The organism is Streptomyces sp. 8P21H-1, assembly GCF_013302945.1.
Genome location: NZ_JABTYA010000300.1, coordinates 1 through 5,045, shown reverse-complemented (window position 1 = coordinate 5,045; position 5,045 = coordinate 1). Strand labels below are relative to the sequence as shown.

Genomic DNA, 5,045 nt, shown 5'->3' with positions numbered 1-5,045 from the left:
CGGGTCCCCGCCTGCGCCGCCGGCCGGGTCCCGGCCGGCGGCGCAGGCGGGGACCCGGCCGGCGGCCACGGGTCACTCGGCGGGCAGCTGCCGGTCGGACTCCTTCAGCACCTGGTCGGCGGCCGCGTCGAGCGTGGCCATCACCCACTCCGCCAGCTCGGTACCGGCATGGGACGCCGCCTTGTGCCACCACTGGAGCCGGTTGTCGGGCACGGCGAGCTGACGTGTCGCGGCCGCGGTCTCCATCTGCTTCGGGGTGCCCCCGCGTTCGGCCCTGATGGCGTTGCGCAGTTGCTTGGTGCTCCACTTCAGGCGCTCGGCGCGGTCGAGCCAGCCCTCCTGCTCGTCGACGGGCAGCGACGCCAGCTCCGCGTGGTGCTGGAAACTGAGTGCGGACCGCCGGCGGCGCAGTTCGAAGCGCCGGGAGACCCAGGCGTAATTGCGCAGTGTCTGGTACTGGAGTCCGGCCGCGCGGATGCCGCGCTCGTAGCGGTTGGCGTAGTGGTCCTTGCCGTAGACCAGCCAGTCACCGAGCCACCAGGACGAGGAGTTGAGCAGCCCGGAGAGCTGACGCCCGGCGTGCTCCCACTCCTCGAAGGCGAGTCCCACGGGTATGTGCAGTCCCACCTTCGTGGTGAGCACCTGATCGCGCTGCGGCTCCGCCCCTCCGGCTCTTCGGGTTCCGGGCACGGTCTCCGCGGTCCTGCCGAACAAGGGTGCCTTGTATTCCTTGCATTCTTCGGCTTGATTCGTCATCATGCCCCCGTGTCAATGCGCGTAGGTACCAGGTGGGTCCGTGGTGGCCCTCCGTCGGACGCGGAAAGCATTCACCCCGTTCTTGCACGCACGCCAAAACCAATGGCCGCCGTCCGCAGATAAGTGCTGCCGAGCTCGCCGAACCGGTAATTGAGCGGTTCCCCAAGTGAGGGCGGGATGGCCAACCACTGAGCCCCGAGTAGATCCCGACATCGATGCCAGTTCAAGAATCTTGGCGCCATCGAACACTACTTTACGGAGTCGGAACGGTTCGCCCACACAGTGGCACGGTCCGCTGATTGGCGTGATCTGAACAGGCGCACGGGTCCACGAACCCCGCGATCGGCCCTTGCGGAACGCCGCCGTTCCCCCGGCCGTCCCAGTCACCCTTCTCCTCCGTCGCTCCAGCGGGATCCGCGCACTTCACATTCTGGCAGTTCATCGCCTCAAGGCCGAGAAGTGCGCGCCACGACCGATCGTGCCGCGCACAGCCGATCCACTCCCGGAGAGGGAGAGCGGAATCTGGCCACCTGCTCACCCCGGGTCGCCATGGACCAATGCGCCACCCAAGGCGCCAGAATCAGCCAGCAGGCAATGCAGTGGCGCCACACTCGAACACGGCCTACACTTCCTGCCCACAACGCTCAGTAATCTCGGGGGAGTTATTGCGGCATGGATACGGGCCGACCTGACATTTCGCCGTTTTCGCCGGACACGGCGTACGCAGCCCAGCCAGAATTTTCTCTTGAAGATTTCAGCAGAACGATCTTCAAGAGCTTGCGTCGGGCCGACCAGCGTAAATGGGCACACGCCTATTTGAAAGGTCTGGTGGCCACGCCCGGCAAGAAATCAGTGCGTCGGCTCGCCACCACGTTTTCTCGCGACCCCTCCGTCGTGCAGTCGCTGCGCCAGTTCGTCAGCCTCAGTCCCTGGGACTTCGACGAGGTCATGGAGGAGCTCACCCGCTGGGTGGCCGGCCACCGGCTGGAACCCGTGTGGTCCATCGGCCGGGCCGTGCTGCCCAAGCGCGGTGACCGGTCGGTGGGCGTCCACCGCTACTTCGACCTCCACTCGGGCCGCAGGCTCAACTGCCAGCTCGGGCTGGGCTCCTTCCTGTGCGCGGGCAGCATCCAAGTCCCGGTCGACTGGTGCCTGCACCTGTCGACGTCCTGGACCCAGGACCCCGAGCGGCGCAGGGACGCGCGCATACCCGACTCCGAGCAGTACCGGCCGCTGTGGGCGCACACGCTCCGGCTCGTCGACCGGCTGTCGGCCCGCACCGACTCCAGGTCCCCGGTCGTCCTCGTCGACATGAGCGACGAACCCGACGTGGGGCACCTGCTGCACGGACTCGCCAAGCGCCGCCGGGACTTCGTCGTCGCGGTACCACCGCACCTGGCGGTGCTGCCCGCCGGGGAGAACGCCCCGGCACCGGTGAGCGCGAGGGCCCTGACCCATGCGCAGAGCACGGAGACAGCCGTCGTCCCCCTGCCCGGCGGACAGCGGCGCGAGACACTCGTCCAGACGTCGCTCGTCCAGTTACCGGGCGGCCACCAGAGCCGCTCCCCCGGTCCCCCCTACCGGCTCTTCGCCGCGGCGGACCCCGCCCGCTGCCCCAGCACGCTGTGGCTCACCAGCCTCACCCACCACACCCTCGCGGAGGTCTGCTCGATCGCCGCGCTGCACACCGGGACGACGGCCGCGATCGGTGCCATGGAACGGGACTTCGGGCTGCTGGACTTCGAAGGGCGCTCGTTCCCCGGCTGGTACCACCACATGGCCCTCGTCTCCGCCGCGTACACCTTCCGGAACTTGCACGGACTCGCCGCCGCGCCGCCGCACACCATGGCTCAGCGGGTGCCGTGAGCGGGACCTCGCAGCCCTCCCGCGTCCGTGGGGGCCGGTGCCGGGTGGCACCGGCCCCCACGGACGAGCGTCAGCCGCTGTACTCGGGTTCGTGCTCCGCGCGCGGGTCACGGGCCGGCGCGCCGGGGCGCGCCAGCTTCCCGCCCTCGACGTCCATGTCGGGCAGCACCCGGCCGAGCCACTTCGGCAGCCACCACGCGCGGTCGCCGAGCACCGCGAAGAGCGCCGGGACGACGGCCATGCGGACGACGAACGCGTCGAAGAGGACCGCGAGGGCCAGACCGAGTCCGATCATCCGCACGAAGACGTTGTCCTCCATGATGAATCCCGAGAAGACGCTCGTCATGATCAGCGCGGCGGCGGAGACCACGCGGCCACCGTGCCGGAAGCCGGTGACGACCGCCTCGCCGGTGGACTCGCCGTGGACATGGGCCTCGCGTATCCGGGTCACCAGGAAGACCTCGTAGTCCATGGCGAGTCCGAAGACCACTCCGATCATCATGATCGGCATCGTGCTCATGATCGGGCCCGGCTGGTCGACCCCCACGACGTCGGCGAGCCAGCCCCACTGGAAGATCGCCACGATGGCACCGAGCGCCGCGGAGACCGACAGCAGGAACCCCAGTGCGGCCTTCAGCGGTACGAGAAGCGACCTGAAGACCATGGTCAGCAACAGGAAGGCGAGACCGACCACGACGGCGAGATAAGGGAGCAGCGCGTCGTCGAGGACCTGGGAGAAGTCGATGAACATGGCGGTCTGACCGCCCACCAGGACCTCGGCGTCATGGGCGCGCCCGACACCGGGGAGGTCACCGCGCAGGGATTCGACCAGTTGCCTGGTCCTGTCGTCCGCCGGTCCCCGGTCCGGAACGACACCGATGGTCGCGGTGTCGCCCGACTCGTTCGGGACCACGGGGCCCACCCGGGCGACCCCGGGCTCGTCGGCCAGCGCGGCCGCGATGTCCTTGCCCACGGACCTGGCGTCGTCCGCCTCGACGGTGACCAGCAGGGGGCCGTTGAAGCCGGGTCCGAAGGACCCCGAGAGCATGTCGTACGCCTTGCGCTGGGTGGTGTCGGGGGCCATGGTGCCCTCGCTCGGCAGACCGAGTTCCAGCCTGGTGGCCGGAACCGCGACGACGCCGAGGCTGAGCACTCCGAACAGCAGCACGAGGACGGGACGGCGCAGGACGAAGCCCGCCCACCGGACCGCCGGGCCCGGCCGCTGCCGGGCGGCCTGCTTCGCGGCCCTGCGCTGCTGCCGCTCGGAGAGCGGCCTGCCCGCGATCCGCCGGCGGTCGCTGCGGCGCAGCACCCTGAACGGGGCGAAGCCGAGCAGCGCCGGTACGAAGGTGATCGCGACCAGGACGGCGATCGCGACGGTGCCCGCTGCCGCCAGGCCCATCTTCGTCAGCATCGGAACGTCGACGACGGCGAGACCGGCGAGGGCGACGATGACGGTGAGACCGGCGAAGACCACGGCGGAGCCCGCGGTTCCCACCGCCCGGCCGACGGCCTCCGCCTTCTCCCGGCCCTCGGCCATCTCGGAGCGATAGCGGGAGACGATGAACAGGGCGTAGTCGATCCCCACCGCCAGGCCGATCATCAGGGCGAGGGTGTTGGCGGTCGCGGAGAGGTCCAACGCGCTGCCGAGCGCCCCGATCGCGGAGATGCCCACACCGACCCCGACGACGGCGGTGAGCAGCGGCATGCCCGCCGCCACCAGCGAACCGAAGGTGGCCAGGAGGATCAGGGCGGCGATGCCGATGCCGATGCCCTCGGCCGTGCCTCCCGCCGCCTGCTCCACCGGGACCGCGTCACCGCCCATCTCGACGCGGAGCCCGTCCGCACGGGCCTCGTCGGCCGCCCCGGTCAGGGCGTCGTGCGCCTCGTCGGACACCTCCATGGCGGTGACCTCGTACGTGACGATCGTGTAGGCCGTCCTGCCGTCCTCGCTGACGGCGTCCGGGGCGAACGGATCCGAGGCCGCGACGACCTGCGGTCCCTCCGACAACTCGGCGACGAGAGCGGTCACCCTCCTGCGGGGTCCGGGATCCGAGATCTTCTCGCCCTCGGGTGCACGCACCACGACCCGGGCCGACGCGCCGTCGGCGTTGGCGGCTGGGAACTTCTCCTTCAGCAGGTCGACGGTCTCCTGGGACTCGGTGCCCGGCATGGAGAAGGTGTCGGCGGGCGGGGGCGGCGCGGACGAGGCGGCGGCACCGGCCCCGCCGAGGACCAGGAGCCACAGCAGGACGGTGAGTCCTCGTCGCCGGAAGGCGAGACAGCCGATTCTGTAGAGCAAGGTGGCCAAGATGATCCGACTCCTGTTGGTACGTGACGAGGACGAAGGTGTGCCGCCGGAACCCGGGGCACAGTGGCGGACGCGGGGTCGGCCGGCGCCGGCGCGACGCGTGCCGGGCCCG

3 protein-coding genes are annotated in these 5,045 nt (G+C 70.2%); 1 reads left to right on the top strand and 2 read right to left on the bottom strand.

The features are described from left to right. Positions 1-72 precede the first annotated feature (72 nt). Positions 73-714, bottom strand: a complete 642-nt coding sequence (locus HO151_RS06360) for an LmbU family transcriptional regulator (RefSeq protein WP_254594779.1) — start codon at positions 712-714, stop codon at positions 73-75. 714 nt (positions 715-1,428) lie between these two features. Here HO151_RS06360 and HO151_RS06355 point away from each other — a divergent pair. Next, entirely contained in the window at positions 1,429-2,622 is a 1,194-nt protein-coding gene (locus HO151_RS06355) for a transposase (RefSeq protein ID WP_173895119.1), read from the top strand. Positions 2,623-2,692: 70 nt separating this feature from the next. Here HO151_RS06355 and HO151_RS06350 read toward each other — a convergent pair whose 3' ends face one another. After that, positions 2,693-4,933, bottom strand: a complete 2,241-nt coding sequence (locus HO151_RS06350) for an MMPL family transporter (protein ID WP_173895118.1) — start codon at positions 4,931-4,933, stop codon at positions 2,693-2,695. Between the last annotated feature and the right edge of the window lie 112 nt (positions 4,934-5,045).

Bases quoted from the DNA above. Each gene is read 5' to 3' on its own strand.
- HO151_RS06355 (WP_173895119.1), top strand. From the start codon at position 1,429: ATGGATACGGGCCGACCTGACATTTCGCCGTTTTCGCCGGACACGGCG.